Origin of the sequence: Roseixanthobacter glucoisosaccharinicivorans, from assembly GCF_043195095.2 — a bacterium.
Classification (GTDB): domain Bacteria; phylum Pseudomonadota; class Alphaproteobacteria; order Rhizobiales; family Xanthobacteraceae; genus NCEH01.
Window position 1 is genome coordinate 1,354,550 of sequence record NZ_CM195538.1, and the last position, 26,062, is coordinate 1,380,611.

Sequence of the window (26,062 nt, forward strand, 5' to 3'; positions counted from 1 at the left end):
GGAGCTTGTCATGTCTGAAACCAAGACATCCGGGACGACGTCCCGCCGGTCTCTCGTGCTGGTTTTTGCCCTGGGCATTGCTTGCACCATCGGCGCGAACGCGCTGGTGTCCTCGGCGCGCGCGAACCAGCCGTTCATGGACGCCGCTCTCGGCTCGCTGCGGGCGGCGCGCGCCAATCTCATCCAGGCCGAACCCAACAAGGGCGGTCATCGCGACCGGGCCATAGATCTGGTGGATCGGGCGATCAGCCAGGTCGAGGAAGGCATCGCCTTCGCCGCCGGCCGGTGAGGCGTTTCGACCTTCGGTAACACACTCTGCCGGCAGCGGACCTTGATCCGCCGCCGGCAGAGCCAGACGGGACAGCCCCCCGCAGTCCCGTCTGGATCACATGATTAACGGCTTCGCGGCCGATCCTTCTGTCGGCCTATGAGCCCGGCGCGATCCGCGCGGGATAGGCGAGCGCGGTCTCGCTCCATTTCGCGACCCGCAGCAGCTTCACGTCCTCGCCGAACGGCGCCACCAGCTGGATGCCGAGCGGAAGGCCGCGCGGACCCGTTCCCGCCGGCAGGGCGATGGCGGGAACGCCGATCGTGGTCCACGGCACGCACAGGCCGGGGTCGCCGGTTTCGCCGAGGCCCTCAGGGGCTTCGCCCGTCGCCGGCGCGGTCAGCAGCACGTCGAATCCGGAGAGGACACGCGTGAACTCCGCGCGGAGCGCCAGCTGGGCCGCGCGGGCGGCGAGATAATCGGTGGCCGAAATCGCGGCGCCCCGCTCCACCAGCGCCTGCAAGCGGGCGGAGGTCTTGTCCGGGAAGCGGGCCACCAGATCACCGAAATTGGCCGCGCCCTCGGCGCCGCACACGGTCGCGGAGATCGCCGGCAATTGGGCGAATGCGTCCGGCAGCGTCACCGCCTGCACCGTCGCGCCCGAACCGGCAAAGCGCGCCGCCGCCATCTCCATGAGTGCGATCTGGCTGTCCTCCAGGGCCGGCGCACCGGCCGGGCGGACCCATGCGATGCGCGGCGCCGGGAAGGGCGCGACACCCGCGACGCCGAACGGGAAGATCGTGCGCCGCGCGGCGCCCGGCCCGCCGGCCAGCAGCGCCAGCATGAAGGCGGCATCGTCCACGCTGCGGGCGAACAGGCCGAGATGGTCCAGCGATTGGGAGAGATCATGCACGCCCTTGAGCGCGATGGTGCCATGGCTCGGCTTCAGCCCGACGACGCCGCAATAGGCGGCGGGCCGCAGGATCGAACCCAGGGTCTGGGTACCCAGCGCCACCTGGACCGAGCCGCTGGCGACCGAGGCCGCCGAGCCCGAGGAGGAGCCGCCCGGCGTGTGCCCGAGATTCCAGGGATTGCGGGTGGGGCCGGGCTCGCGCCAGGCGAATTCGGTGGTGATGGTCTTGCCGAGGATCGTCGCGCCGAGATCCTTCAGGCGGCCGACCACATAGGCATCTTCCGCCGGCTGATGGTCCGCATAGACGGCCGAGCCATAGGTGGTGGGCATGTCAGCGGTGGCGATCAGGTCCTTGACGCCGACCGCGACGCCGGCGAGCGGCCCCGCGCCAGGGGGCGCGGTGGGCGCTTCGGCGGGGAGATGGGCGAAGGCATGAAGGTCGCCTTCCAGGGCAACGGCGCGCGCGTGGCTGGCGGCGATCAGATCCTGCGGCAAAGCTTCGCCTGCGGCCACGGCGCGCACGATTTCGAGCACGCCGGCGCTGGTCTTGAGGGCGGTCATGGGAAGATCCGGGAGGGGAGGGGTACAGGCGGGACACAGCGTCCGGGCGGAGCCGCCTTCCTGGGAAGGCGGCGCGCGTGGCGCCGGGGGCAAGCCTGCCCGGTGCCGGATCGAGGTCCGTGAAGTGGGGCTCCGGCGGCGAAGGGTGAGAACCCCGCCGAAGCCCCCTGACGCACGAAAAATCCGCGCGTCAGTTCGTGGGCATGGCCATCGCCTTGTCCATATAGGTCCGCGGCACGAAGGTCTTGTAGTCGGGCTGGCCGGAGAGGTTGCCGAGCGCGATCTGGGTGTCGAGCGCGAGGGTCAGCGCCGCGGGGGTGATGTCCACGCTGGTGGGATAGACGTTGTCGGCCAGCATGCGCTTGGTGGCGGCGGCGACCACGTCGGGATCGAGCTTCGGGAATTCCTTCTGCGCGATCTCGATGGTGCGGGCCTCATTCTTGTGCATGAAGCGAACCGCCATCTCCAGGCCGTTGGTCAGGCGCTGGGCGAGATCGGGATCCACGTCGGTGCGGGCGGTGATGGTGGAGAAGGCATAGGGGCCGTAGAGCTTCGGAAAGCCGAGCACGACCTTCATGCCCTTGGCCACCACCTGGTCGAGGCCGGGTTCGTACATGACCGCGACCTTGGCCTGGCCGGCGACGAAGGGACCGGGCTCGGTGCCGAGCGGGACCTGGATCATCTCCACGTCCTTATTGGCATCCATGCCGTTTTCCTTCAGCAGCTTGATGAACAGCGAGGTGCTGGTGGTGGGCATCAGGCCGGTGACGATCTTCTGGCCCTTCAGGTCCTTCACGCTGTCGAACTTGAAGTCGGGCGTGGTGGCGATCCACACGGCGGCGCCGTTCACCACATTGGCGATGGTGTTCACCGGCGCGCCCTTGGAGGCGGCGATCGCCGTCCATTCCGGCCCGTGCAGCGAGAATTGCGCGCTCTTCGAGATCACGGCCGAGAGGGCGACCGAGCCCGAACCGGCGCTTTCCTTGGTGAGATCAAGGCCCTGCTTTTCGAAGAAGCCCTCGTCCATGGCGACGTACAGCGGCAGATAGAGCATGGACTGGAAGGCCTGCGAGATGGTGGCCTTCTTCATTTCCACCGCGGAGGCCGGGGCGAGCGCGGCGGAGGAAAGCGCCAGGGCGAGGGAAAAAGCGCCCAGTTTCGGCATAAAAGTCATGAGGACATGTCTCCGGTAACGAGAGGTCAAACGTTGATCTGGGTTCCGCCCATCTGCTGCTTCCAGGGCAACAGGCGCTGTTCGGTGACTTCGACCATCTGGTAGAAGAGGAAGCCAACCAGCATGAGCGTGAACAGGCCGGCCCAGACCGTATTGAGGTCGTACAGGCTGGAGGCGATGTAGATCACATGGCCGAGGCCATGCTGGGAGGAGATGAATTCGCCCACCACGGCACCGACCAGCGCGAAGCCGATATTGATGCGGAAGGTGGCGATGATGGCCGGCAACGTGGACGGCGTGATCACCCGCTTGAAGATCTGGTGCTTGCTGGCGCCCATGGAGAACAGTAGCGCCTGCAGGTCCTTGTCCGCGTCCTTCGCCGCCTGATAGGCGGTGATGAGCGCGACGATGGAGGTGAGCGAGATGGCCAGAGCCACCTTCGAGGTCAGCCCGGTGCCGAACCACAGGATGATGATCGGCGCGAGGGCGATCTTCGGCACCGAATTGATGGCGGCGATGAACGGCTCCACCAGGCGGGCGACGAAGGCCGAATACCACAGCGCCAGTCCGATCACGGAGCCGATCAGGGTGCCGAAGGCAAAGCCGAGGATCGCCTCGAATACCGTGTAGCCGGTATCGACGAACAGGGAGCCGTCAGAGACCATCGAGACCAGCACGTGGAGGACGCCGCTCGGCTGTCCCACGAGGAAGGCATTGAGCCATTCCATCCGCACCGCCAATTCCCAGAGCAGGAAGAAGGCGACGACGGCCAGGACCTGCAGCACGCCGCGGCCGGCGGTGGAATCGAACACATTGCGCCGCTTGCTGGCACGCAGGTGCCGGCGGACGCTGGTTTTTGCGAGTTGAGCCATCTCAGTCATGCGCTCGCCCTGGTCTGAATATCGAGTTCCGCACACAGCGTGTTGAAATATCCGGAGAAGCGAGGATCGCTGCGGGCGGCGATGGGGGAATGCTCGTTGAGCGCGATGTCATGAACCGCCTTCACCCGGGCCGGGCGCTGGCTGAGCACGACCACGCGCTTGGAGAGCGCGACCGCCTCGTCGATGTCGTGGGTGACGAGAATCACGGTCTTGTGGAAGGTCTCCACCGCTTCCATCAGGATGCCTTCCAGATAAAGGCGGGTCTGGTAGTCGAGCGCGGAAAACGGCTCGTCCAGCAGCAGGATGTCGGGGTCCAGCACCAGGGTGCGGATCAAGGCCACGCGCTGGCGCATGCCGCCCGACAGCATCTTGGGATAGGCGTTCTCGAAACCCGACAGGCCGAAGGTGGAAAGATATTCGCGCGCGGTATCCATGGCCTGGCGCGGATCGACGCCCTTGGTCTCCAGCCCGAGCAGGACATTGTCCAGCACCGTGCGCCAGGGGAAGAGCAGATCCTTCTGCATCATGTAGCCGACCTTGCCACGCAGGCTGTCCACCTCCTGGCCGCGATACATGAGCATGCCCTCGTCGGGGTCGACGAGGCCGGCGATGATGTTGAACACCGTCGTCTTTCCGCAGCCGCTGGGGCCGATGATGCTCACGAAATCGCGCTCGTGGATGTCGAACGTCAGGCCGTCGAGCACCTGGGTGGGACCCTGCTTTCCGGGAAAGCTCTTTCGGATGCCGTTGAGGCGCAGTTGCACTTTAGGTGATGACATGGCGTCTCCTGTCTGCCGCCAGTCCATACGCAACCGTTGTGCCACACGGAAAAAATGTTGCAGCGCAAGGAGCTTCACATTCGTGAGGCTGACGTCCCATAAATAGGCACATCTTTTAATGCCCGCCTTTGAGGCAGGTGGCGCGTTTTCATGCATAATGAATGCAAAATCACAACGCCGTTACGGCACGGTGCATTTCGGCGTCCGCCGGGGCACCATGGCGCGCGAAGCCAAGCGCGATTTGGCTCAGGCGCGGCCCCCGCATCGTGTGCGTTGGAGGAGTGGTGCATGGATTGGGTATCGTTCTGGGACGGCGCCAATGCCATCTATGTGAACGAGCGCCACAAGGGCGTGCACTATGAGCGCTTGGCGGCGGATCTCGCGCGGTTCGTGCCCGGCCCCTCGGCGCGGGTGCTGGATTATGGCTGCGGGGAGGCCTTGGCAGCGCAGGCGATGGCGCGCACCTGCGCGCATCTCACCCTGAGCGACGCGGCGCCGAGCGTCCGTGAAAAGCTGAAAGCCCGCCTGTCCGCCGATCCTGCCCTCTCGGTCTTGTCGATCGAGGAGGTGGAGGCGCTCCCGGATGGGAGCTTCGACCTCGTCATCGTCAATTCGCTCGCGCAATATCTCTCGCGCGCCCAGCTCGAAGGGCTGCTCGCTCTGTTTCATCGCCTCCTCGCGCCCGGCGGCCGGCTGCTTCTGGCGGATGTGATTCCCCCCGGCGTGGGCGCGGCGCGCGATGCGGCGGCGCTGCTCTCCTTCGCGGCGCGGGAGGGATTCTTCTTCGCCGCCGTCCTCGGGCTCGCCCGCACGGCGGTTTCCCCCTATCGCAAGCTGCGGGCGGACCTGGGGCTTGCGACCTATGAGGAAGCCGATGTGCTCGCCATGATGACGGCCGCCGGCTTTGCCGCCGTGCGCCATCGGCCGAACGTGGGGCACAATCAGGCCCGCATGGCGTTCCTCGCGACGCGCTGAGGCAGGCTCAGCGCGGTTCCGGCCGCGGCCGCTTCTCCGCGAACGCCCAGACCCGGTAGCCGCTGAAGGTCCAGCACAGGACCAGCGCGCTGGTGAGGAATTGTGCCAGCAGGTAGAACACGCCGAGGCGATGGACGAACACGTCCATCAGCAGCCCGTTCAGCACGAACGCCACGCCCGCCACCGCGAAATAGCGCGGCATGGCCCCGGCATGGGAGCGCGTGGACTTGAAGGTGAAGCGGCTGTTGAGCGTATAGGTCACGCAGCTGCCCACCACGAATCCCACCAGCGAGGCGGAGACCGGCCCCACCACCTCCCATTCCACCAGCGCGCTCAACACCAGGAAATGGAAGAACAGCGCCGTGAATCCGACGCCCAGAAAGGTGGCGAGCTGGATCAGCAGGGGGCGGTATTGCGATAAGATATGGCCGAAAGGGAGGGGCACGGGACTGCGGACTCCGGAGCATGGGGCCATGGAGGCGTCTTCCGTCGCGTCCAAATATGGTCTAAGGAAGCCCAATAGCGCGTCGGGAAGAGATAATTCAACGCCCTGCGCAGCGTCTGCCGTCATTCGCGACGGTTTCCATTCATCAGGGGCGCGCTTCCCGCGGCCCTTTTTTTGCGCCCGCTGAGCGCCCGCGAGACATGCCGAAACGCACTGACCTCGAAACCATCCTCATCATCGGCGCCGGCCCCATCGTCATCGGTCAGGCCTGCGAGTTCGATTATTCCGGAACCCAGGCCTGCAAGGCGCTGAGGGAAGAGGGCTACCGGGTTGTCCTGGTGAACTCCAACCCCGCGACCATCATGACCGATCCGGACATGGCGGACGCCACCTATATCGAGCCGATCACGCCGGAGATCGTCGCCAAGATCATCGAGAAGGAGCGCTATGTCCGCCCCGGCGGCTTCGCGCTCCTGCCCACCATGGGCGGCCAAACGGCGCTGAATTGCGCCCTGTCGCTGAAGCGCATGGGCACGCTCGAGAAGTTCGATGTGGAAATGATCGGCGCCACCGCCGAGGCCATCGACAAGGCCGAGGATCGCGAGCTGTTCCGCGAGGCCATGACCAAGATCGGCCTCGACACCCCCACCTCGCGCCAGATCAAGACCCTGGCCCAGGCGCTGGACGCGCTCGATATCGTCGGCCTGCCGGCGATCATCCGCCCGTCCTTCACCATGGGCGGCACCGGCGGCGGCATCGCCTACAACAAGGCGGAATTCATCGAGATCGTCGAGCGCGGCATCGACGCCTCGCCCACCAGCGAGGTGCTCATCGAGGAGAGCGTGCTCGGCTGGAAGGAATATGAGATGGAGGTCGTCCGCGACAAGGCGGACAATTGCATCATCATCTGCTCCATCGAGAATATCGACCCGATGGGCGTGCACACCGGCGATTCCATCACGGTGGCGCCGGCGCTGACGCTGACCGACAAGGAATACCAGATCATGCGCGACGCATCGCTTGCGGTGCTGCGCGAGATCGGCGTGGAGACCGGCGGCTCGAACGTTCAGTTCGCGATCGACCCGCAGACCGGCCGCATGATCGTGATCGAGATGAACCCGCGCGTGTCGCGCTCCTCGGCTCTGGCCTCCAAGGCCACCGGCTTCCCCATCGCCAAGGTCGCCGCGCGCCTTGCGGTGGGCTACACGCTGGACGAGATCGAGAACGACATCACCGGCGGGGCGACCCCGGCGTCGTTCGAGCCGACCATCGACTACGTCGTCACCAAGATTCCGCGCTTTGCGTTCGAGAAGTTCCCTGGCGCCGACACCACGCTCACCACCTCCATGAAATCGGTGGGCGAGGCGATGGCCATCGGCCGCACCTTCCAGGAGAGCCTCCAGAAGGCCTTGCGCTCGCTGGAGACCGGCCTCACCGGCCTCGACGAGATCGAGATCGGCGGGCTCGGCCATGGCGACGACAAGAATGCCGTGCGCGCGGCGCTGGGCACCCCGACGCCCGAGCGCTTGCTCTACGTGGCCCAGGCCATGCGCCTCGGCATGAGCGACGACCAGATCCATTCCGCGTGCAAGATCGACCCGTGGTTCCTGGCCGAGATCCGCGGCATCGTGGAAGCCGAGAACAAGGTTCGCCAGTTCGGCCTGCCCACCACGCCCGGCGCGCTGCGCGGGCTGAAGAGCATGGGCTTCTCCGACGCCCGTCTCGGAAGCCTCGCCGGCCTCGGCGAAGGCGATGTGCGTGCGCGCCGGCAGGCGCTGGACGTGCGCCCGGTCTATAAGCGCATCGACACCTGCGCGGCGGAGTTCGCCTCTCCCACGGCCTATATGTATTCCTCCTACGAGCGCCCGTTCGGCGCCGCGCTCGCCGACGAGGCGCGCCCGTCCGATGCGAAGAAGGTGGTCATCCTGGGCGGCGGCCCGAACCGCATCGGGCAGGGGATCGAATTCGACTATTGCTGCTGCCATGCCGCCTTCGCGCTGAAGGAAGCCGGCTACGAAGCCATCATGGTCAATTGCAATCCCGAGACCGTCTCAACCGATTACGACACGTCGGACCGGCTCTATTTCGAGCCGCTGACCGCCGAGGACGTGCTGGAACTGATCGAGCGCGAGCGCACCGCCGGCACGCTCGTTGGCGTGATCGTGCAGTTTGGCGGCCAGACCCCGCTGAAGCTCGCCCACGCCCTGGAACAGGCGAATGTGCCGATCCTCGGTACTTCGCCCGACGCCATCGACCTCGCCGAGGACCGCGACCGCTTCAAGCGCCTGCTGAACCAGCTCAAGCTGCGCCAGCCGGACAATGGCATCGCCTATTCGGTGGAGCAGGCCCGCATCGTCGCCGCCCAGCTCGGCTTCCCGCTGGTGGTGCGGCCGTCCTATGTGCTCGGCGGGCGGGCGATGCAGATCATCCGCGAGGAAGGCCAGCTCGGTGACTATCTGCTGGAGACCCTTCCCGGCCTCGTGCCGCAGGATGTGAAGGCGCGTTACCCGAACGACAAGACGGGCCAGATCAACACGGTGCTGGGCAAGAACCCGCTGCTGTTCGACCGCTATCTCTCGGACGCCATCGAGGTGGACGTGGATGCGCTGTGCGACGGCACGCAGGTGTTCGTGGCCGGCATCATGGAGCATATCGAGGAAGCCGGCATCCATTCCGGCGACAGCGCCTGCTCGCTTCCGCCCCATTCGCTTTCCGCGGAGATGATCACGCGGCTGGAGGAGGAGACCTCCGCGCTCGCCCTGGCGCTCGGCGTGGTCGGGCTCATGAATGTGCAATACGCCCTGAAGGGCGACGACATCTATGTGCTCGAAGTCAATCCGCGGGCCTCGCGCACGGTGCCCTTCGTCGCCAAGGTGGTGGGCGTGCCCATCGCCAAGATCGCCGCGCGGGTGATGGCGGGTGAGAAGCTTTCGAGCTTCGATCTCGTGAAGCAGAACATGAACCACATCGCGGTGAAGGAAGCCGTGTTCCCGTTCGCGCGCTTCCCCGGCGTCGATACGGTGCTCGGACCGGAGATGCGCTCCACCGGCGAGGTGATGGGCCTCGACACCGATTATGGCGTTGCCTTCGCCAAGAGCCAGATCGGTGGCGGCACCAAGGTGCCCAAGGCCGGCACGGTGTTCGTCTCGGTGAAGGAAAGCGACAAGGAACGCATTCTCCCCACCGTGCGTTTGCTGCAGGATCTGGGCTTCCGGGTGATCGCGACCTCCGGCACCCAGCGCTATCTGGAAGAGCACGGGATCATCGCCGGCAAGATCAACAAGGTTCTCGAAGGCCGCCCGCATATCGTGGACGCGATCAAGAACGGCGAAGTGCAATTGGTGTTCAACACCACGGAGGGTGCGCAGGCGCTTGCGGACAGCCGCTCGTTGCGCCGGTCGGCCCTCTTGCACAAAGTGCCATATTACACCACGCTATCAGGAGCCGTAGCAGCGGCGCAGGGGGTCAAGGCCTATGTGGGCGGCGATCTCCAGGTGCGCGCGTTGCAAAGCTATTTCGGCGTCGGTGCATCTAAGGGTGCGGACGAGGCGTTCGTGTCCTGAGGGCTCAGCCCTTTCGAACGTGCGGGACAAAAGGCCCGCGCGCGCGATCGGCATGACTGCTTGAAGGCGCGCCGTAAACCGAGACGGTGATCGTCGCGCGCTTGCGGTATCATATTCAGCGCCGGATGGGGCATCCCCACCGGTGGGCGACCAGTGAGTCGCTCCGTTTCTAGGAGGTTCTACGAAGGACCCATGGACAAGATTCCTATGACCCAGGCCGGCTTTGCCGCCATGGAAGTTGAATTGCGCAACCGTCAGCAGGTGGAGCGTCCGAGGATCATCGCAGCGATTTCCGAAGCGCGCGCCCACGGCGATCTTTCGGAAAACGCCGAATATCATGCGGCAAAGGAGCAGCAATCCCTGAATGAGGGTCGGATCGCGGAGCTGGAAGACAAGATTTCCCGCGCCGACATCATCGACGTCTCCAAGCTCTCCGGCGAGACGGTGAAATTCGGCGCCACCGTGACCCTGGTGGACGAGGATACGGAAGAAGAAAAGGTCTGGCAGATCGTCGGTGACAACGAGGCCGACGCAAAGGCCGGGCGCATCTCCATTTCCTCGCCCGTTGCGCGCGCGTTGATTGGAAAGCAGAAGGGCGCATCCGTCGAGGTGGTGACGCCGAAGGGCGCCCGCTCGTTCGAAATCGTCTCGGTGCGCTGGATCTAAAGCACAAAGGCCTCTGCCCGGCCCGTTCCCTCTCCCGCTTACGGGGGAGGGGACAGCGTGCCTATCTTGCGGACGGCGCCCTCACTCCGGCATCTCGATGGCTTCCAGCGGCACGATCGGGGCGTTCTTGGCTTGTTTCAGGGTCAGCGCGGTCTTCACATTGCGCACGTTCGGCGCGGCGGTGATCTCGAGCACGAAATTCTGGAACGTGCGCAGGTCCGGCGCCACGCACAGCATGAGGAAATCCACGTCTCCCGACAGCATCCAGGCGCCGCGCACCAGCGGCCAATTGTCGATGCGGTCTTGGAAGGCGGAAAGGTCCACCTCCGCCTGGCTGATGAGATGCACCATTGCAAAGCCCATGAGGTCGTAGCCCAGGCGCTTTTCATCCAGCAGGGCACGATAGCCCTGGATGATCCCCTCTTCTTCCAGCCCGCGCACGCGGCGCAGGCACGGCGGAGCGGAAATCCCCACGCGGCGGGACAGCTCCACATTGGTCATGCGCCCGTCTCGTTGCAGCTCGGCCAGGATTTTCCAGTCCACGGCGTCGAGATGAGAGGTCAAGGGATTACTCCTTCGGGGCGTTTGCGCCGCACCTTAGTGTAGCCGCCGCGGCACGCAACGAAATAATATTTCGCCAGTCGGCTGGGGACATCCATCGTGAACCCTATTCGGGTGCAGGCAGCGCCTTGTGGGACAGCGCGGCTGTCCTTACATTCACGCATAGCTCGCGCCAGGGAAGGCGCGGAGAGAGGCGGTCTCGGCCCTTGCAGCCCTCGCAAGCGGGGAGGCTGTTCCGGTTTGAGGTTGCCATGCCTGCTCATCACGCGTCCGCCCAGCATGTTAAGGTCGTGATCATCGGATCCGGCCCCGCTGGATATACCGCTGCCATCTATGCCGCCCGCGCCATGCTGGAACCTGTCCTGATCGAGGGCATCCAGCCCGGCGGCCAGCTCACGATCACCACCGACGTGGAGAATTATCCGGGCTTCGCCGACGTCATCCAGGGTCCCTGGCTGATGGATCAGATGCGCGCCCAGGCCGAACACGTCGGCACGCGAATCGTTTCCGACCACGTTTCCAGCCTCGACCTGTCGCATCGCCCGTTCCGTCTCGTGACCGAGTCGGGCGCGGTCTATGTGGCGGAGACGGTGATCCTCGCCACCGGCGCGCAGGCGCGCTGGCTCGGTATCGCCTCGGAGGAGATCTATCGCGGCCTCGGCGTGTCCGCCTGTGCCACCTGCGACGGCTTCTTCTATCGCGGCAAGGAAGTCGTGGTGGTGGGCGGCGGCAATACCGCGGTGGAAGAGGCGCTCTTCCTCACCAATTTCGCCTCCAAGGTCACCCTCGTGCATCGCCGGGACCGGCTGCGGGCGGAGCGTATCCTCCAGGATCGCCTGTTCGCCCATCCCAAGGTGAACGTGGTGTGGAACGCCGCCCTCGAAGAGATCGTGGGGGAGGAGGATCCCTCCCGTGTCACGGCGGTGAAGCTGCGCGACGTGAACACCGGCAAGGTCGCCGAACTGCGCACCGACGGCGTGTTCATCGCCATCGGCCATGCGCCGGCCACCGGCCTCGTGGACGGGCAGGTGAAGCTGAAGGAGAGCGGCTATGTGTGGACCGCTCCCGATTCCACCGCGACCTCGGTGCCCGGCGTTTATGCCGCCGGCGACGTGGCGGACGATGTTTATCGCCAGGCGGTGACGGCCGCCGGGCGCGGCTGCATGGCGGCCCTGGAAGCAGAGCGCTTCCTTGCGCTCAACGAGGTCTCGGCGGCGGCAGAGTAGCAGCGTAAGGGCGCAAGCATGGACTGGGACAAGCTTAAGGTTTTCCACGTCGCTGCCGAAGCGGGCTCCTTCACCCATGCGGGTGAGACCCTCGGTTTGTCCCAATCCGCCGTGAGCCGGCAGGTCTCGGCTTTGGAGCAGGAGCTGAAAGTGCCCCTGTTCCATCGCCATGCGCGCGGCCTCATCCTGACCGAGCAGGGCGAGCTGCTCTATCGCACCGCGCACGAGGTGTTCCTGAAGCTGGAATCAGCGCGCGCGCAGCTCACCGACAGCCGGGAAAAGCCCAATGGCGACCTGCGGGTGACGACCACGGTCGGCCTCGGCACCCACTGGCTGACCGCCCGGGTGGGCGAGTTCGTCGATCTCTATCCCGACATCCGCATCCAGCTGATCCTCACCGACGAGGAACTGGACCTTGCCATGCGCGAGGCCGATGTCGCCATCCGCATGCGGCAGCCGGTTCAGCCGGATCTGGTGCAGCGCAAACTGTTCACCGTGCATTTCCACGCCTATGCCTCGGCGGATTATCTCAAGCGACACGGCCACCCGCGCACGCTCGATGAGCTGGACAAGCATCGCATCCTGCTGCTTGGCGGGCCGATTCCGAGCTATTTCCAAGGTTTGAACTGGCTGGAGCATGCCGGGCGCGAGGGCGGGGCGCCGCGCGTGCCGGCCTTCGAGGTCAACAGCGTTCTGGGCCTCAAGCGGGCGGTGGAGCGGGGCGTGGGCATCGGCACCTTGCCGGACTATCTCTCCGACGATGCCACCTCACTGGTGCAATTGTTCACCGACCGGGAAACGCCTCAGCTTGAGGCTTATTTCACCTATGCCCAGGAAATGCGCTCGGTGGCCCGCATCCAGGTGTTCCGGGATTTCCTGATCTCCAAGGCGCAGCGCTGGAATTACTGATTTGTGACGTTTCGGGCCGGTGCACGCGGCTTGGGCGCGCATTAGCCCAGCGTCAGGCACATGCCTGACATGCGATCATTTTGCATTGCAATCTGCCCAAGGAAGGGGCAATTTGTCCTTGCACTGCTTGCATCCTGTGCGGTGCAGCAGCTGTTCCCCTCTGGAAGGTTCGCCGCTCTGCGGCGATACTTGCCGGGCCTCTCGCGAGGTCCGGCACTTTTCTTTTCAGGGCCTCTTCCACGCATGTGGTGACGTCGGGAACCGTGGGCGCGCGGCGCGGGTTTCTTCCGGTCAAGACGCGGAAGGACATTCCATGCATCTCCTGGAGCGCGGCCCAACACATGAGTGCGGCTCCGACCCGCAGGCAGGGCCATTTCCCGGCACTCCAGACCCGGTCCGTCCGCCGCGGCCCCCTGGCCCTCCCATAGATCCCATTGGCGATCCCGAGGATGTGCCCGAGCCCGGACCGGATCTGCCGCCCCTGCCGGACGATGATCCGCGCCGCGAGCCTCGACGCGATCCCTTCCCCGAGCCTGAGCCGGTGGACGATCCAGCGCCGCTGCGCGACGATCCGATGCAGACGTGAATATGCAGCTCCGTGCACGGTGCGCGCTCTGGCGTCGAACCGGATGAGCTTTCAGAGAGGCGATCGGCGTTATATGGAGTCAGTATAAATAGCGCTGCGGACGCGAAAATCGCACACCCGGATTGCGCAATGTTCGGCCGGCAAATAAAAAGACGGCGCGGGCTGTGATGCCCGCGCCGTCTTTTTCAAGGATACGACTTCAGCTTTTCTTGGCCGGCGCGCGGCGCTTGGCGGCCGGCTTCGCGGCGACGGGGGCAGCGGCGGCAGTCTTGCGCAGCTGGCCGAGGCCAGAGGCCTTTGCCAATTCCGAACGGGCGGCAGCATAGTTCGGAGCAACCATGGGATAATCGCTCGGCAGGCCCCACTTCGCGCGGTACTCTTCGGGCGTCAGGTCGTAACGCGTGCGCAGATGGCGCTTCAGCGACTTGAACTGCTTTCCGTCTTCCAGGCAGATGATGTAATCGGGAGTCACCGATTTACGGACGCTGACGGCAGGAGTCAGCGGCACCACTTCCGGTTCCTTGGCGGTCTGCGTGAGGTTGGAGATGGAGGTGTGGACGGTCTCGATCAGGCTCGCGATCTCGCTTGCCGCCACCGAATTATTGCTGACGTAGGCCGCCACGATCTCTGCAGCGAGCTCCACATATATTGCATTCAAGGCGGGGTTGGATTCGTCGGTCAATGAAGTCGTCCTTATTCTTGAGTGATGCTTTATTGCCTCATCTCATTGACAACCGCAAGTCTTCGTCGATTTTCGCGTTAAAATGGCAACGCCGGGTTTATGCGTGCCTGCTCGAAGAGGAGCGGTTCCGGAGGTACCGCGAAGACGCAGGTGGAAGGCCCGTTCGCAGAGACTTCGCGTCAGGTAATCTTCGTGTTTCCGCTCCCGGTGGGCTCGCCACAACCCTTTATTCCATCGATATTTCTCTCGCCCGATCACACGCCGCGCGCGCGTGCGCGCAGCAGAACGGGCGACGAAATCCCTGTCGCACAAGCGGGTGCGGTTCTACCAGTTGACGCTTCTCTTCGCACCTTTCGAGCATCGAATTCTGCGGCATCTGTGTATCAATACGATTGACTAAACGTAAATGTGAAGCCGGCACGAGGCCGAAAAGAGAATCACCCGGCCGCCTGTTGCGAACATTTCCAAGCTTGCGGATTTTGGGAAGAAATAGCGCGGCGCGTCCCCTGGGCAGCAACAATGTGGAAGCTTATGCTCTGGCAGCGGCCAGAAGGCCGCACCAGGGAGGCTCAATATGCTTTTACGCCTGACACGGTCGATGGCCGCCGCGTTTGCTCTGACAGCGGCGGCAGTGTTGCCGATACAGCAGGCGAATGCCTGCACATCCTTCCTGCTGCATTCCAATGACGGCGGCTTCGTCTATGGCCGCACCATGGAATTCGGGCTGCCCATGCAATCGCAATTCATGGTGGTGCCGCGCAAGCTCGCCCTCGCCGGCACCGCGCCGGACGGCACCGCCAATGCCGGCCTGCCGTGGACGACGAAATATGGCGCCGTCGGGCTCAATGGCCTTGGCCTGCCGATTCTGGTGGACGGTCTCAACGAGGCGGGGCTTGCCGGCGGCATGCTCTATCTGCCGGGCCTTGCAGAATATCAGGAGGTTGCACCTGCCGATGCGAAGACGTCCATCGCATCTTACGAACTTCTGCTCTATCTTCTGACCAATTTCGCGACTGTTGAGGAAGTCAAGGTTGGGCTGCCGAAGATAAAGGTCAACAAGTCGCTGCAATCTGTCCTGAAAATGCCGGCGCCACTGCATGTCACTCTGCACGATGCCGCCGGAAAAAGCCTTGTGATTGAATATATCGGCGGCGTGCTTCACATGCACGACAACCCGATTGGTGTGCTCACCAATGCGCCGAGCTTCGAGTGGCATATCGCCAATCTCGGCAATTATCTGAACCTTTCGGCCTATGATCCCAAGCCCGTGACGATCGGCGGGCTCACGATCGCGCCGCCGAGCACGGGTTCGGGAGCGACGGGCCTGCCGGGCGATGTGTCGTCGCCCGCGCGCTTCGTTCGGGCGTTCCAATATACCCGCGCTGCGCCTCCGCTCGCGAAGACTTCGGATGCCGTGGATCTTGCGTTCCACCTGCTCAATACGTTCGATATCGCGCCGGGCGTCGTGCGTACGGCGGCGGACAGCCAGGCCGGCGGCGGCGTTGCCGGGGTCGAAACCACGGAATGGAGCGCCGTGTCCGATCTGAAGACGAAGCGCTTCTACCTGCGCACCTATCAGAACAGCCAGACGCAAGTGCTCGACTTGAACAAGGCCGATCTCGACGCCAAGGCGATGAAGACTTTCTCCATCGAAACGCCGCCGACCACGCTCGACGTCCTTCGCTGACCAGCGTCTCCGCAAAAAAAAACATGCCCGGCACACGGCCGGGCATGTTTGCTTTCGTCGAGGCAGGTCGCGCGAGGGCTAGACGCCGCGCCAGGCCGGCGGGCGCTTGGACGTGAACGCGTCCACCCCCTCCTTGAAATCGGCGCTGCCATAGGCGGCGCGCACCAGGTCGCCGTCCTCCGGGGCGAGATCGTCGCCGAGGCGCCGCAGCGCCTCCTTCGTCACCCGCATGGTGACGGGCGCCTGGGCGGCGATGCGCGCGCAAAATTGCTCAAGATGGGCGTCCAGGGCGTCGGGCGCGACCACGCTCACATAGCCGGTGGGAAGGCTTTCGGCGGGCAGCAGTTCGGCCGAAAGCAGCATGCGCTTCAGGGTGGGCAGTCCCAGCGCCTGGGTCAGGCGACGCAGGTTCGCCGCCGATAGACAGTTTCCAAGCGTGCGGGCGATGGGGATTCCGAACCGCGCGCCGGGCGTCGCCACGCGGAAATCGCAGACGTTGGAAATCACCATGCCGCCGCCCACCGCAAGGCCTTCAACCACGGCGATGGTGGGCATGGGCAGGCGCTCCAACGCGCCGATGAACCCCTCCATCTTCGCCTCATAGGCGATGCCGTCTTCACCGTCGACGAAGGCGCGGAACTGGTCGATGGCGGTTCCGGCGACGAAGGCCTTGCCCCCGGCGCCCCGCAGCACGGCGACGCGCACCGTGTCGGCCCGGGTGGCGAGCAGGGCACATGCCTGCGCCATCTCCTCATACATGCGCCAAGTCATGGCATTGTGCGCGTGGGGCCGGTCGAAGGTGAGACGGGCGATCGGCCCGTCGATCTCCAGCCGCACGGTGCCGGTATCGGCGGCGGACGGGGCCGTGGCGGTCAGGGTATTTGTCATGGCGCGAAGGCTCCTCCGGTGCGCAGGGCGTCCACGGCTTCGCCGACCACGCCCAATTCGCCGAGAATAGCCTCAGTGTGCTCGCCAAGCAGCGGGGGATGCAGCCGCACCCGCTGGGGCGTGCCCTGGAGCTTCACCGCAAAGCCGATATTGGGCACGGTTCCCTCGATGGGGTGAGGCACTTCCATCCGCATGTTGCGATGCTGCCCGTGGGCGCTCTCGAAGGCCTGAGGATAGGAATACATGGGGCCGGCGGGAATGCCCACCGCCAGCAGGCGCTCCACCCAGTCCTCCGAGGTACGAGTGACGAACACTTTCTCCAGTTCCTCGATCAGCGCTTCGCGATTGGCGAGGCGGGCGGAAATATCGTGGAAGCGTGGATCCTCGATCAGTTCGGGCCGGCCGAGATGCTCGCACAACGCCCGATAGAGCTTCTGGTTGGTGGCGCCCATGACGAAATAGCCGTCCTTGGAGCGCACCGCCTGATAGGGCGCGCTCATGCGGTTGGCGGTGCCGAGCGGGGTGGGCTCCTTTCCGGTGCCCCAATATTCGCTGGTGTCCCATACCGAGAAGGCGAGCGCCGCTTCAAAGAGCGAGGCGTCGATATATTGCCCTTCGCCGGTGTGGGTGCGGCCAATATAGGCGCCGAGCACCGCATAGACCGCAAACAGGCCGCAGCCGATGTCGGCCACCGGAACGCCCGCCTTCACCGGCGGGCCACCGGGATGGCCGGTGACGCTCATCACCCCCGACATGGCCTGCGCCATCAGGTCGAAGCCCGGACGCATGGCCCACGGGCCGGTCTGGCCGAAGCCGGAGATGGAGGCATAGACCAGGCGCGGGTTGATGGCCTTCAGGCTCTCATAATCGCACTTGAGCTTTTTCATCACGCCAGGGCGATAATTCTCGATGAGAATGTCGGCGGTCTCGACCAGCTTGTAGAACAGTTCGCGCCCGGCACCGCTCTTCAGATTGAGGGCGATGGAGCGCTTGTTCCGGTTCATGTTGAGGAAGCCCATGCTGTCGGGCCCCTTCATCTTGAAGCCCATGGCGCTGCGGGTCTGGTCGCCCGTGCCGGGGGGTTCCACCTTGATGACGTCGGCGCCGAGATCGCCCAGCAGCATGCTCGCATAGGGACCGGCCATGACCTGACTGACGTCCAATACGCGTACGCCTTCCAGCGGCAGGGGGCGGCGGGCCGCTTGCCCCTCCCCTGCGGGGCGGTCGGCGGAGTCCCGCGGGGGTACGGGCCGATGGGTTGCGCTCATGATGGGTCTCCTCCTTTATAATCAATAATTACGAATATCTTTGCGGACGGCCCCGACGACGCGATCCAAGGCCCAGGATCTCTGCTTTCACACCTTGCGCGGCCGGCCAACGGCGCGTCGTGCGGTTAGGGCGCCCGCGGCGTTCTTCGAGGCGCCCGCTGTCGTGCGTGCAGCGTCCGCCGCGTGCGCGCGGGCAATGAATTCGCGGGCGATGCCGACGGTGGTGCCGGTCACATGCTCTTCCAGCAACTTGGACAAAGCGTGCCCGTCGCGCGCTTCCAGCGCCGCGATCATCCGCTCGTGCTCCTCCACCGCCTGCCGCCAGTGCGCCGGGCTCTTGCGCATCACGAACCGGCACGCGTGGATGCGGGTGAGCACCTGGTGATAGAAGGAGGCGAGCGTCGCATTGCCCGCCAGCTCGAACGTGGCATCGTGGATCAGGCGATTTTGCTTGAGATAGGCGGGCTCGTCGCCGGCCTGGTAATAGGCCATCATCTGATCATGCAGCGCCCGCACCTTGGCGATCTGCGCATCGGTGGCATTGCGGCAGGCGAGTGTGCCGGCCAACGCTTCCAGCGATGCCATGATCGGGAACAGCTCCTCCACCTGTTCCTCAGTGATGCGCGCGACGATGGCGCCGCGATGGGGCAGGATTTGCAGCACGCCTTCCGCCGCGAGCACCTTCAGCGCCTCGCGGATCGGTGTGCGGGAGACGCCGAAATGCGCGCACAACTGCTCCTCGGGCACTTTCTCGCCGGGCCTGAGTTCGCCTTGCAGGATCATGTCCCGCAACGGCGCCACGAGCGTTTCGTGCAGCGAGTGGCGGACGATGTGCGCGGGGGTCGTCATGACAGGGGCATCCGGCGGCGGGTGAGCCAAGCATCCATTTGGTAGCATGGATTTCTGATCGACTGCCTTCGCTTCGCAGGGCGCGGACGTGCCGCAAGCATCCAAATCCGCGCGCGCCGCGAGGGAAAACTAATGATTTCCCAAATTCGCATCAATAATTAAAAATGCAATTTAATTAATTTGGCTCAGCGCGCCGGCGGGTGGCTGGAGGAGGAGCGAGTGTCGGCGCGACACCCGAACCCGGTGCAGGTGCGGGGGACGAAATGCTATAGCCCACGCCGACCAGAAGCGGGGCGGGACCATGGCAACGGCGACGATCTATGGCATCAAGAATTGCGACACCATGAAAAAGGCGCGGGCCTGGCTCGATGCCCATGGGATCGCTTATGTTTTTCATGATTATAAGACCCAGGGCATCGACCGCCCCATGCTGGACGCCTGGGTGCGCGTGCTCGGGTGGCAGGTGCTGCTGAACCGCGCGGGCACGACATTCCGCAAGCTGCCGGACGCCGAGAAGACCGACCTGGACGAAGACAAGGCGGTGGCGCTGATGCTGGCCCAGCCCTCCATGATCAAGCGGCCGGTGCTGGATCTCGGCGGCCCGCTGATCGTGGGCTTCAAGGACGGGGAATACGCAGCCGCGCTTGGGTAAGGGCTCTATCCCCCGCGCTCCAAGGGCGAGCCCCTAGACCACCCCGACCCGCGCCATCCCGCCGGGCTTGAACGGCGCCATGCCGTCGCGGGCGAGCTGGTCGGCGCGCTCGTTCAGTTCATTGCCGGCGTGGCCCTTGACCCAATGCCAGGCGATCTCGTGGCGGCCGAGGGCGGCGTCGAGGCGCTCCCAGAGATCCTGGTTCTTCACCGGCTTTTTGTCGGCGGTCCGCCAGCCGTTGCGGCGCCAGCCGGCCACCCATTTGGTGATGCCGTTGCGCAGATATTCGCTGTCGGTGTGAAGATCCACCGCGCTCGGCTTCTTCAGCGCCTCCAGGGCGCTGATGGCGGCCATCAGCTCCATGCGGTTGTTGGTGGTGTGCGCCTCGCCGCCGGAGAGTTCCTTCTCGTGCGGCCCGGAGCGCAGAACCGCCCCCCAACCACCGGGGCCGGGATTGCCGGAGCAGGCGCCGTCGGTCCAGATCTCGATGCGCGCGCTCATGCGGCCAGTCCATAGTCGCGCGCGGTGTGCACCGCGCGATGGAAGCGCAGCTTGCGCAGATATTCCAGCGGGTCCTTGGGGCGCACCAGGGCGCCCTCGGGTACGTTCAGCCAGTCCACGAGACGCGTCAGCAGAAAGCGCAAGGCCGCACCGCGCGCGAGGCGGGGCAGGGCCTCCACCTCCCCAGTGGTCAGCGCGCGCACCGCCTGGTAGCCGGCGAGAAGCGCCCGGCCCTTGGTGGCGTTGAAGGCACCATCCTGCTCGAAGCACCAAGCATTCAGGCACACCGCCACGTCATAGGCATAAAGATCGGTGCAGGCGAAATAGAAGTCGATGATGCCGGAGAGCCGATCGTCGAGAAAGAAAGCGTTGTCCGGGAACAGGTCGGCATGGATGACGCCGGCCGGCAGGCCGTGTGGCCATGCGCTCTCCAGTTCGGCCAGCTCGGCGCCGATGGTGTCCGCGAGGCCCGGCACGACCTCATCGGCGCGCGCGCGGGCGGCCTCGAATAGCGGGCGCCAGCCGGCGACGGAAAGCGCATTCGGCCGCTTCAACGCGAAATCGGCGCCGGCAAGGTGCAGCTTCGCGAGCGCCTCGCCCAATTGCCCGCAATGGGCGGCGGTCGGACGGCGCACCGAGACCCCGCGCAGGAAGGTGACGATCGCTGCCGGCCGGCCAGCAAGCTCGCCCAGCATGGCGCCGTCGCGCCCGGGCACCGGCTCGGGGCAGGACAGGCCGCGCGCGGCGAGATGCTGCATCAGGCCGATGAAGAACGGCAGGTCCGCCGGGTCCACCCGCTTTTCGTACAAGGTGAGAATGAACGTGCCGCGACTGGTCTGCAGTAGGAAGTTCGAGTTCTCCACGCCCTCGGCGATGCCGTGGAAGGATTCCAGCGTGCCGATATCGTAGCGCTCGAGGAATTCGGCAAGGCTCGTGGCCGAAACGTCGGTATAGACAGCCACGCTCTATTCCGCCGCGTCGGGGCGCAGGGCGCGGGGCAGGGGAAAGAAGACGTCTTCCTGGGCGGCGGTCACGGTCTCGACATGCAAGGTGTAGCGCTCCGCGAACGCATCGAGGATTTCTTCCACCAGGACCTCGGGGGCCGAGGCACCGGCGGTCACGCCGAGGCTGGAGATGCCTTCAAAGCGCGGCCAGTCGATGTCGGCGGCGCGCTGCACCAGCACGGCGACGTCGCAGCCCTCGCGCGCGGCGGTCTCGCGCAGGCGCTGGGAATTGGAGGAATTGGGCGCGCCCACCACCACCATGGCATCCACCTTGGGCGCCACCGTCTTCACCGCTTCCTGGCGGTTGGTGGTGGCGTAGCAGATGTCTTCCTTGTGGGGCGCGACCGTCGCCGGGAAACGCGACGTCAGGATCGCGACGATCTCCGCCGTGTCGTCGATGGAAAGGGTGGTCTGCGTCACATAGGCGAGATTGTTCGGATCGCGCGGGGTGAAGGCCCGCGCATCCTCGGCGGTCTCGATCAGCGTGACGACGCCCGGCTCGAACTGACCCATGGTGCCCACCACTTCCGGGTGGCCCCTGTGGCCGATCAGCAGGATGTCGCGGCCCTTCTTGTGGTGCACCTGGGCTTCGCGATGCACCTTGGTGACCAGCGGGCAGGTGGCGTCTATGGAGAAGAAATTGCGCGCTGCGGCATCTTCCGGCACCGATTTGGCGACCCCATGGGCGGAGAAGATCACCGGCGCGCTGGTGGGCGGAATCTCGTCCAACTCGCGCACGAAGATCGCGCCCTTGTTCTTAAGCCCTTCCACCACATACTTATTATGCACGATCTCATGGCGCACATAGACCGGCGCGCCATGGATCTCGAGCGCCCGTTCCACCGCGTCGATGGCGCGCACGACGCCGGCGCAGAAACCGCGCGGGGCGCAGAGCAGGACACGGAGCGGGGGCTTTTCTTCCATGATTCATATGTTCCAGGGTTCAGACGGTGAAAAGCCTCGCCCGCACCCCGCCTGTCAAGCGGCGCGGTCGGCGCGGGACGATTCGCACCGGGCCGCAGGGGACCATTTGCATAAGAACGCACAGGCGCTTATGTTAAAGGCATCCCGGACATCGTGAGACATCCGCGGTTCGCTCCCGACCCGGAGCGACCTCGCGCAGATTTGCGCCCCAGGTGTCGCGAATGTCCACCTAAGAGAAGCTTCAGAGGCAGCCCATGTCACCCAACACCCCCCTGATGCCGAAAGCGACGGCCGTTTGGCTGGTGGAGAATACCGCGCTCACGTTCGAGCAGATCGGCGATTTTTGCAAACTTCACCCGCTGGAAGTGAAGGGCATCGCCGACGGCGAGGTCGCGCAGGGAATCAAGGGGCTCGATCCCATCTCCAACGGCCAGCTCACGCGCGAGGAAATCGACCTTGCGGAGAAGAACGAGAGCCGCCGGCTGAAGTTGCAGGAATCCAAGGTCCGCCTGCCGGAGCAGAAGCGCCGCAAGGGGCCGCGCTACACCCCGGTCTCGCGCCGCCACGACCGCCCGAACGCTATCCTGTGGCTGATCCGCAACCATGCCGAACTGAAGGATGCGCAGATCATCCGCCTCGTCGGCACGACCAAGGCGACGATTCAGCAGATCAAGGAACGCACCCACTGGAATTCGGCGGCGCTCACCCCGATGGACCCGGTGACGCTCGGCCTGTGCAGCCAGATCGACCTGGACATGGAAGTCCAGCGCGCCGCCAAGGATCGGCCCGCCTCCCCCGCCGGCGAGGACAAGGGCGCAACCCTTCTGCCCGCCGACGTCACGACCCGCCAGGACGAGTACGAGAGCGATCACGCGCCGGCCGGCCGCCGGGAATCGCTGGATCTGGAAACCGTGTTCGCCAAGCTCGGCGGTTCCAAGAAGGGTGAGTGAGCCGCGCCGCGCTCTGGCGCGGTGCTCGGCCCCTGAACAGAAACGGCGCCCCCTGAGGCGCCGTTTTCGTTTCAGCGGGGCTGCGTGCCGCGGCCGTTCATTGCCGCGCGTGGCCTTGGGCCTCAATGGGCCATCAGCACCGGCACGGTCATGGTGTCGAGGATCTCGCGGGTGACGCCGCCCATCACCAGCTCCTTCAGCCGGGAATGGCCATAGCCGCCCATGATGACGAAATCCGCGCCCTGGTCGGACACTTCGTTGAGGATCGTGTCGGCGATCTGCTGGCCAGCGCCGATGTGCAGCTTGTGCACGTCTGCCTTCAGCCCGTGGCGGGCGAGGTGGCGCGCAACCTCGGCGCAGCCTTCGGCGCTTTCTTCATCCTCGTTGCCGCGGATCACCGAGAGCACCTCGATGGTCTTGGCCAGATGCAGGAGGGGCATGCCTTCGTTGAGGGCGCGCGCGGCGGCGCGGCTGCCATCCCACGCGATCACCGCGCGGCCGGTGCCGAGCGGCTGGGTCTGCACATAGGGCACCAGCAGCACGGCGCGCCCGCTGTCCATCAGCACGGTCTCGGCGATCACCTCCTCCGGGCCGGGACGGTCGGGATCGGGCTGGGCGACCACTGTGAGGTCGAACAGGCGGGCCATGCTCGCGAATCGATTTGCCGCAATACCGAGCGAGGCGCTGAGCGTGCGGGTTTCATAGACGATCCCTGCCGCTGCGGCTTCCTGTCCGAAACGCACCGCCGCCTTCTGCGCGGCTTCCTCGTTTTCCTTGATCTGCGCATCAATGAAATCGGTCGGAAGCGCCCCCATATAGAAGGGCGGCACTTCCATTTCATAGGTCACCGCGAGGCCGGTCAGGTTCGCGGACAGGCGGGCGGCGAGTTGGATCGCAAATTCGCCGGCCGCGTCACGCGCGCCGCCGTTGGTGAGATTAACGAGAATGTCCCGGATCATCGGAAATGGCCTCTCCTAGCCGTGTCGGCGACACGACCTTAGCTCGTGCCGACGACATTTAATTCAGCTTAAGTATTGGCCACAATTCCTTCATTGACCCGCCGCAAATTTCGACCGCGGGTCGGATATCAACATCTGAAATGGAAAACGCGGCCGCCGGGGGGAGGCGACCGCGTCTATGGACGGCGTCGGGGGAAGCACGCCGTCCACCGCGTAAACGCGATACCGGAACTGCGGTTCCCCTAGGTTCTAAAAAAATGTCGAGTCTCTCGCCTATCCCCACGATCCCGGCTAAACGGGTGAAAATAGCCAGCGGCGCCAAGGGCGGCTTTCCCATGACACCCGACCTCAGCATCGTCGTTCCGGTCTACAACGAGGCGGACGGCCTGCCGACCTTCCATGCCAAGCTCAGCGCCTGCGCCCAGGCGGTGGCCCGCGCGCGCGGCATGCGGATCGAGATCGTCTATGTGGACGACGGCAGCCGGGACGCCTGCGCCACCGTGGCCGGAGAATTGCCGGCGCTGGGCGTCGATGTGCAGGTGGTGGCGCTCTCGCGCAATTTCGGCAAGGAAGCCGCTCTGCTCGCCGGGCTCGACCATGCGCGCGGTGATGCGCTCTTGTTCATGGACGGCGACGGCCAGCATCCCCCCGAAATGATCGAAACCTTCGTCGGCCTCTGGAAGGATCAGGGCTATGACGTGCCCTATGCGGTCAAGGCCGACCGTATGGACGAGGCGGCCTCCCGGCGCTGGTTCGTCAAGGTGTTCTACAAACTGCTGAATTTCGGCGCCTCCACGCGCATTCCAGAGGATGCGGCGGATTTTCGCCTGCTCTCGCCGCGCGCCACGGCGGCCCTGCGCCGCCTGCCGGAGCGCAACCGCTTCTTCAAGGGTCTGTCGAGCTGGATCGGCTTTCGCCAGATCGCCGTGCCCTACCGGCCCGCGGGGCGCACCCACGGGTCCAGCAGCTGGAGTTTCTTCCGCCTGCTGAGTCTGTCCATGGAGGCGCTGACCTCCTTCTCGCCCGCCCCCCTGCGGCTCGCCGGCTTGGTGGGCGCCGGGCTTGCCGGCATCGCCTTCCTGTATGGCGTGTGGATCGTGATCGAGCGCCTGTTCTGGGGCATTCCCGTTCCGGGCTATCCCTCGCTCGTGGTCGGCCTGATGGTGATTGGCGGCGTGCAATTGCTGGTGATCGGGGTGATGGGCGAGTACATCGCGCGCATCCTGTCCGAGATCAAAGCGCGCCCGGTCTATTTCGTTGCCGACCATGCGCTGCGCCATGATGAGGAGCCGGCGGCGCCCGCCGCGGATTATGCCGATGTCGGCGCGCGCCCGATGATCCTGCCGTGAAATCCATCTGGATCTGCGCGGACGATTATGCCCTTGCGCCGGGTGTGTCGGCGGCCATCCGCGCGCTCCTGGCCACGGCCCGGTTGAACGCCACTTCGGTGATGACCGTGTTTCCCGGCCTCGCCGAGGAGGCCGCGCGCCTTGAGGAGAGTGTGCAGGTAAAGCCGGCCCAAGCCTCCGCCAGCATCGGCCTGCATGTCACGTTCACCGGCGGATTTACCCCGCTCGCCGCCGATCCGCTCGGCGGGGCGGCGTTTGCGCCCTTGCAGGCGGTGGTCAGGCGTGCGCTCACCGGCCGATTGGATCGGGCTGCGGTCCGCGCCGAGGTGGAAGCCCAGTTCCAGGCCTTCCATGCCGCCTTCGGCCGGCCGCCAGACCATGTGGACGGCCATCAGCATGTGCACCTTCTTCCCGGCATCCGTGGCGCGGTTTTGGAAGCAGCGGCGCGCCATGCACCCGGCGCCCTGGTGCGCGACTGCACGCCGGCCGCGCGGGCGCGCCTCGGCTTCGATGCCAAGGCGCGGCTGCTCGGCCTGTTTGCCACCGGGCTGAAGGCGCAGGCGCAGGCGCAGGGCTTGCCGACCAACAGCGGTTTTGCCGGCGCCTATGATTTCGGGCCGCAGCACGATTTCGCGGCGCTGCTGGCCCATTTCATCGCGGGGCTTCCCGATGGGGGCCTCGTCATGGTGCACCCCGGCCATCCCGACGCGGTGCTCGCAAGCCGCGATCCCGTTACCGATCAGCGTGCACGCGAATATGCTGCCCTGGCGGACGATGGTTTTCCCGCGCTGCTCGCCAGGGCGGACGCGCGGCTGGCGTGAGCCTCGCCGAAGGTCGCGTCC

Annotated in this window: 26 protein-coding genes; 12 read left to right on the forward strand and 14 right to left on the reverse strand. The window is 65.4% G+C overall.

The genetic code is table 11. From position 1 onward, the window contains the following. Positions 1 to 10 precede the first annotated feature (10 nt). Positions 11 to 289, forward strand: a complete 279-nt coding sequence (locus tag V5F78_RS05950) for a hypothetical protein (RefSeq protein WP_394069102.1) — start codon at positions 11 to 13, stop codon at positions 287 to 289. Between the two features lie 136 nt (positions 290 to 425). On the opposite strand, the gene V5F78_RS05955 is transcribed toward V5F78_RS05950, so the two are convergent. The 4 genes from V5F78_RS05955 to V5F78_RS05970 all read right to left on the reverse strand — a co-directional run bounded on the left by V5F78_RS05955 (position 426) and on the right by V5F78_RS05970 (position 4,576). Then, positions 426 to 1,742, reverse strand: a complete 1,317-nt coding sequence (locus tag V5F78_RS05955) for an amidase (RefSeq protein WP_394069103.1) — start codon at positions 1,740 to 1,742, stop codon at positions 426 to 428. Positions 1,743 to 1,932: 190 nt separating this feature from the next. Then, the gene (locus V5F78_RS05960) at positions 1,933 to 2,916 is read right to left on the reverse strand and encodes an ABC transporter substrate-binding protein (RefSeq protein WP_394069105.1); all 984 of its coding nucleotides are present in this window, start codon (positions 2,914 to 2,916) and stop codon (positions 1,933 to 1,935) included. Between the two features lie 26 nt (positions 2,917 to 2,942). Further along, entirely contained in the window at positions 2,943 to 3,797 is an 855-nt protein-coding gene (locus V5F78_RS05965; protein ID WP_394069107.1) for an ABC transporter permease, read from the reverse strand. Further along, positions 3,794 to 4,576, reverse strand: a complete 783-nt coding sequence (locus V5F78_RS05970) for an ABC transporter ATP-binding protein (RefSeq protein WP_394069108.1) — start codon at positions 4,574 to 4,576, stop codon at positions 3,794 to 3,796. The genes V5F78_RS05965 and V5F78_RS05970 overlap by 4 nt, the downstream gene beginning before the upstream one ends. 288 nt (positions 4,577 to 4,864) lie before the next feature. On the opposite strand from V5F78_RS05970, the gene V5F78_RS05975 reads away from it, so the two are divergent. Continuing rightward, entirely contained in the window at positions 4,865 to 5,551 is a 687-nt protein-coding gene (locus V5F78_RS05975) for a class I SAM-dependent methyltransferase (protein ID WP_394069110.1), read from the forward strand. 7 nt (positions 5,552 to 5,558) lie between these two features. Here V5F78_RS05975 and V5F78_RS05980 read toward each other — a convergent pair whose 3' ends face one another. Continuing rightward, positions 5,559 to 5,996 carry a GtrA family protein gene (locus tag V5F78_RS05980; RefSeq protein ID WP_394069111.1) on the reverse strand — a complete coding sequence of 146 codons (438 nt, stop codon included), beginning with the start codon at positions 5,994 to 5,996 and terminating at the stop codon, positions 5,559 to 5,561. Positions 5,997 to 6,196: 200 nt separating this feature from the next. On the opposite strand from V5F78_RS05980, the gene carB reads away from it, so the two are divergent. Further along, the gene (gene carB, locus V5F78_RS05985) at positions 6,197 to 9,559 is read left to right on the forward strand and encodes a carbamoyl-phosphate synthase large subunit (protein WP_394069112.1); all 3,363 of its coding nucleotides are present in this window, start codon (positions 6,197 to 6,199) and stop codon (positions 9,557 to 9,559) included. 192 nt (positions 9,560 to 9,751) lie between these two features. Beyond that, positions 9,752 to 10,225 (forward strand): transcription elongation factor GreA, encoded by a 474-nt coding sequence (gene greA, locus V5F78_RS05990; protein ID WP_348844794.1) that lies wholly within the window; start codon positions 9,752 to 9,754, stop codon positions 10,223 to 10,225. An 81-nt stretch (positions 10,226 to 10,306) separates the two neighbouring features. Here greA and V5F78_RS05995 read toward each other — a convergent pair whose 3' ends face one another. Next, a complete protein-coding gene (locus tag V5F78_RS05995) occupies positions 10,307 to 10,789 on the reverse strand; it encodes an Lrp/AsnC family transcriptional regulator (RefSeq protein ID WP_394069113.1) in 483 nt (160 codons plus the stop codon). A gap of 248 nt (positions 10,790 to 11,037) precedes the next feature. Between V5F78_RS05995 and trxB the strand changes: the two genes are divergently transcribed. From trxB to V5F78_RS06010, 3 genes are all read left to right on the forward strand, one after another. Then, entirely contained in the window at positions 11,038 to 12,012 is a 975-nt protein-coding gene (gene trxB / locus V5F78_RS06000; RefSeq protein ID WP_394069114.1) for a thioredoxin-disulfide reductase, read from the forward strand. A gap of 18 nt (positions 12,013 to 12,030) precedes the next feature. After that, entirely contained in the window at positions 12,031 to 12,921 is an 891-nt protein-coding gene (locus tag V5F78_RS06005) for a LysR family transcriptional regulator (protein ID WP_394069116.1), read from the forward strand. A 451-nt stretch (positions 12,922 to 13,372) separates the two neighbouring features. Next, complete coding sequence (locus V5F78_RS06010) at positions 13,373 to 13,507, forward strand: hypothetical protein (RefSeq protein WP_394069117.1); 135 nt, start codon at positions 13,373 to 13,375, stop codon at positions 13,505 to 13,507. 199 nt (positions 13,508 to 13,706) lie between these two features. Here V5F78_RS06010 and V5F78_RS06015 read toward each other — a convergent pair whose 3' ends face one another. Beyond that, on the reverse strand, positions 13,707 to 14,189 hold the full coding sequence (locus V5F78_RS06015; RefSeq protein ID WP_394069119.1) for a Ros/MucR family transcriptional regulator: 483 nt from the start codon (positions 14,187 to 14,189) through the stop codon (positions 13,707 to 13,709). 574 nt (positions 14,190 to 14,763) lie between these two features. On the opposite strand from V5F78_RS06015, the gene V5F78_RS06020 reads away from it, so the two are divergent. After that, entirely contained in the window at positions 14,764 to 15,876 is a 1,113-nt protein-coding gene (locus tag V5F78_RS06020) for a linear amide C-N hydrolase (protein ID WP_394069121.1), read from the forward strand. Between the two features lie 78 nt (positions 15,877 to 15,954). On the opposite strand, the gene V5F78_RS06025 is transcribed toward V5F78_RS06020, so the two are convergent. The 3 genes from V5F78_RS06025 to V5F78_RS06035 form a co-directional block, all read right to left on the reverse strand. Then, the gene (locus V5F78_RS06025) at positions 15,955 to 16,764 is read right to left on the reverse strand and encodes an enoyl-CoA hydratase (RefSeq protein ID WP_394069123.1); all 810 of its coding nucleotides are present in this window, start codon (positions 16,762 to 16,764) and stop codon (positions 15,955 to 15,957) included. Next, on the reverse strand, positions 16,761 to 18,032 hold the full coding sequence (locus V5F78_RS06030) for a CaiB/BaiF CoA transferase family protein (protein ID WP_394069125.1): 1,272 nt from the start codon (positions 18,030 to 18,032) through the stop codon (positions 16,761 to 16,763). The genes V5F78_RS06025 and V5F78_RS06030 overlap by 4 nt, the downstream gene beginning before the upstream one ends. An 87-nt stretch (positions 18,033 to 18,119) precedes the next feature. Further along, the gene (locus V5F78_RS06035) at positions 18,120 to 18,881 is read right to left on the reverse strand and encodes a GntR family transcriptional regulator (protein WP_394069127.1); all 762 of its coding nucleotides are present in this window, start codon (positions 18,879 to 18,881) and stop codon (positions 18,120 to 18,122) included. Between the two features lie 301 nt (positions 18,882 to 19,182). Between V5F78_RS06035 and V5F78_RS06040 the strand changes: the two genes are divergently transcribed. Next, a complete protein-coding gene (locus V5F78_RS06040) occupies positions 19,183 to 19,533 on the forward strand; it encodes an ArsC family reductase (RefSeq protein ID WP_394069129.1) in 351 nt (116 codons plus the stop codon). A gap of 33 nt (positions 19,534 to 19,566) precedes the next feature. On the opposite strand, the gene rnhA is transcribed toward V5F78_RS06040, so the two are convergent. Genes rnhA through ispH form a run of 3 tightly spaced genes read right to left on the reverse strand, consistent with a single transcriptional unit; the run spans position 19,567 to position 21,962 of the window. Then, positions 19,567 to 20,034 (reverse strand): ribonuclease HI, encoded by a 468-nt coding sequence (gene rnhA, locus V5F78_RS06045; RefSeq protein WP_394069131.1) that lies wholly within the window; start codon positions 20,032 to 20,034, stop codon positions 19,567 to 19,569. Continuing rightward, on the reverse strand, positions 20,031 to 20,996 hold the full coding sequence (locus V5F78_RS06050) for a homoserine kinase (RefSeq protein WP_394069133.1): 966 nt from the start codon (positions 20,994 to 20,996) through the stop codon (positions 20,031 to 20,033). Before V5F78_RS06050 ends, rnhA begins: the two co-directional genes overlap by 4 nt. A 3-nt stretch (positions 20,997 to 20,999) precedes the next feature. Further along, a complete protein-coding gene (ispH, locus tag V5F78_RS06055) occupies positions 21,000 to 21,962 on the reverse strand; it encodes a 4-hydroxy-3-methylbut-2-enyl diphosphate reductase (protein ID WP_394069135.1) in 963 nt (320 codons plus the stop codon). Between the two features lie 254 nt (positions 21,963 to 22,216). Between ispH and V5F78_RS06060 the strand changes: the two genes are divergently transcribed. Next, positions 22,217 to 22,912 (forward strand): DUF1013 domain-containing protein, encoded by a 696-nt coding sequence (locus V5F78_RS06060; protein WP_394069136.1) that lies wholly within the window; start codon positions 22,217 to 22,219, stop codon positions 22,910 to 22,912. Between the two features lie 122 nt (positions 22,913 to 23,034). Here the strand turns inward: V5F78_RS06060 and V5F78_RS06065 are convergent, their stop codons facing one another. Then, entirely contained in the window at positions 23,035 to 23,871 is an 837-nt protein-coding gene (locus V5F78_RS06065) for a universal stress protein (RefSeq protein ID WP_394069138.1), read from the reverse strand. Between the two features lie 335 nt (positions 23,872 to 24,206). Between V5F78_RS06065 and V5F78_RS06070 the strand changes: the two genes are divergently transcribed. Together V5F78_RS06070 and V5F78_RS06075 are read left to right on the forward strand one after the other, a co-directional pair. Then, positions 24,207 to 25,220: a glycosyltransferase family 2 protein gene (locus V5F78_RS06070; RefSeq protein ID WP_394069559.1), complete on the forward strand. Its 1,014-nt coding sequence runs from the start codon at positions 24,207 to 24,209 to the stop codon at positions 25,218 to 25,220. Further along, a complete protein-coding gene (locus V5F78_RS06075; RefSeq protein WP_394069140.1) occupies positions 25,217 to 26,041 on the forward strand; it encodes a ChbG/HpnK family deacetylase in 825 nt (274 codons plus the stop codon). Before V5F78_RS06070 ends, V5F78_RS06075 begins: the two co-directional genes overlap by 4 nt. The last annotated feature ends 21 nt before the right edge of the window (positions 26,042 to 26,062 follow it).

Coding starts and splice junctions, on each gene's coding strand:
- V5F78_RS05950 (WP_394069102.1), top strand. CDS start 11: ATGTCTGAAACCAAGACATCCGGGACGACGTCCCGCCGGTCTCTCGTG.
- V5F78_RS05955 (WP_394069103.1), bottom strand. CDS start 1,742: ATGACCGCCCTCAAGACCAGCGCCGGCGTGCTCGAAATCGTGCGCGCC.
- V5F78_RS05960 (WP_394069105.1), bottom strand. CDS start 2,916: ATGACTTTTATGCCGAAACTGGGCGCTTTTTCCCTCGCCCTGGCGCTT.
- V5F78_RS05965 (WP_394069107.1), bottom strand. CDS start 3,797: ATGACTGAGATGGCTCAACTCGCAAAAACCAGCGTCCGCCGGCACCTG.
- V5F78_RS05970 (WP_394069108.1), bottom strand. CDS start 4,576: ATGTCATCACCTAAAGTGCAACTGCGCCTCAACGGCATCCGAAAGAGC.
- V5F78_RS05975 (WP_394069110.1), top strand. CDS start 4,865: ATGGATTGGGTATCGTTCTGGGACGGCGCCAATGCCATCTATGTGAAC.
- carB (WP_394069112.1), top strand. CDS start 6,197: ATGCCGAAACGCACTGACCTCGAAACCATCCTCATCATCGGCGCCGGC.
- greA (WP_348844794.1), top strand. CDS start 9,752: ATGGACAAGATTCCTATGACCCAGGCCGGCTTTGCCGCCATGGAAGTT.
- trxB (WP_394069114.1), top strand. CDS start 11,038: ATGCCTGCTCATCACGCGTCCGCCCAGCATGTTAAGGTCGTGATCATC.
- V5F78_RS06005 (WP_394069116.1), top strand. CDS start 12,031: ATGGACTGGGACAAGCTTAAGGTTTTCCACGTCGCTGCCGAAGCGGGC.
- V5F78_RS06020 (WP_394069121.1), top strand. CDS start 14,764: ATGCTTTTACGCCTGACACGGTCGATGGCCGCCGCGTTTGCTCTGACA.
- V5F78_RS06025 (WP_394069123.1), bottom strand. CDS start 16,764: ATGACAAATACCCTGACCGCCACGGCCCCGTCCGCCGCCGATACCGGC.
- V5F78_RS06030 (WP_394069125.1), bottom strand. CDS start 18,032: ATGAGCGCAACCCATCGGCCCGTACCCCCGCGGGACTCCGCCGACCGC.
- V5F78_RS06035 (WP_394069127.1), bottom strand. CDS start 18,881: ATGACGACCCCCGCGCACATCGTCCGCCACTCGCTGCACGAAACGCTC.
- V5F78_RS06040 (WP_394069129.1), top strand. CDS start 19,183: ATGGCAACGGCGACGATCTATGGCATCAAGAATTGCGACACCATGAAA.
- rnhA (WP_394069131.1), bottom strand. CDS start 20,034: ATGAGCGCGCGCATCGAGATCTGGACCGACGGCGCCTGCTCCGGCAAT.
- ispH (WP_394069135.1), bottom strand. CDS start 21,962: ATGGAAGAAAAGCCCCCGCTCCGTGTCCTGCTCTGCGCCCCGCGCGGT.
- V5F78_RS06060 (WP_394069136.1), top strand. CDS start 22,217: ATGTCACCCAACACCCCCCTGATGCCGAAAGCGACGGCCGTTTGGCTG.
- V5F78_RS06065 (WP_394069138.1), bottom strand. CDS start 23,871: ATGATCCGGGACATTCTCGTTAATCTCACCAACGGCGGCGCGCGTGAC.
- V5F78_RS06070 (WP_394069559.1), top strand. CDS start 24,207: ATGACACCCGACCTCAGCATCGTCGTTCCGGTCTACAACGAGGCGGAC.